We start from the raw sequence: 1291 nt of genomic DNA on the forward strand, positions 1-1291 counted from the left end.
CAAACGCAAGGAAGAAGTGACGATAGAACCGGGCAAGGGCTTGAACCTGGACCCGGAACTGATCAAGCAACTGGTGCCCGGAACGCTGGACCGGGCGACGATCAACGAGCAGCTCGCGGCGCTCAAGAAGGCGATCTTCGAGCGCGCACTGGGCGGCGAGTTGGCCCACCACCTCGGCTACGAGAAGGGCGAAGCCAAGCCGGCCGGCAGCACGAACCATCGCAACGGCACCAGCCGCAAGCGCATCGCGACCGATGACGACCTGCTCGACGTCGAGATTCCGCGCGACCGCGAAGGCACCTTCGATCCGGTGCTGATCGCCAAGGGCGAACGGCGCTTTACCGGCTTCGACGACAAGATCATCGCGATGTACGCCCGCGGCATGAGCGTGCGGGAGATTCAGGGCTTCCTGCAGGAGATGTACGGCATCGAAGTGTCGCCGGACTTCATCAGCACCGTCACTGACGCGGTGATCGACGAAGTGCGTGAGTGGCAGCAGCGGCCGCTCGAGCCGATGTATCCGGTCGTGTTCTTCGACGCCTTGCGCGTCAAGATCCGCGACGAAGGCGTTGTGCGCAACAAGGCGATCTACCTGGCGCTGGGCGTGCGCCGCGACGGCACGCGTGACGTGCTGGGCCTTTGGATCGAGCAGACCGAGGGGGCCAAGTTCTGGCTGCGGGTGGTGAACGACCTGAAGCTGCGCGGCGTGCAGGACATCCTGATCGCCGTGGTCGATGGCTTGAAGGGCTTCCCGGAAGCGATCAACACGGTGTTCCCGGAAACGACGGTCCAGACCTGCATCGTGCATCTGATCCGGAACTCGCTGGACTTCGCCAGCTGGAAAGACAGGAAATCGGTTGCAGCGGCGCTCAAGGAGGTCTATCGGGCACCGTCGGCCGAAGCGGCCACCGTGGCGCTGGATGCGTTCGACGCGAGCCCGTGGGGTACGAAATACCCCCCGATTGCCGCCCTCTGGCGCCGGGCCTGGGATCAGGTGATTCCGTTCTACGCCTTCGCACCTGACATCCGGAAAATTGTATACACGACCAACGCGATCGAGTCGCTGCACATGCAGCTTCGGAAGATCATCAAGGCGCGCGGCCACTTCCCGTCGGACGAGGCCGCGCTCAAACTGATCTGGCTGGCGCTGCGCAACGTCGTGGCCAAGTGGACCGGTTCCCGGCACGATTGGAAGAGCGCGATGACCCAGTTTGCGCTGCTTTACCCGGAACGATTCAACATTGGAGTCTGAATCTCAACCCGCCTCACACACTAAATTCCGGATACCTCC

1 protein-coding gene is annotated in these 1291 nt (G+C 62.9%); it reads left to right on the plus strand.

All coding sequences use genetic code 11. The features are described 5' to 3' along the window. Positions 1 to 16: 16 nt before the first annotated feature. Entirely contained in the window at positions 17 to 1252 is a 1236-nt protein-coding gene (locus J7024_RS36950) for an IS256 family transposase (RefSeq protein ID WP_442861918.1), read from the plus strand. Positions 1253 to 1291 lie beyond the last annotated feature (39 nt).

Source organism: Burkholderia sp. WTPI3 (assembly GCF_021483755.1).
Taxonomy (GTDB): domain Bacteria; phylum Pseudomonadota; class Gammaproteobacteria; order Burkholderiales; family Burkholderiaceae; genus Burkholderia.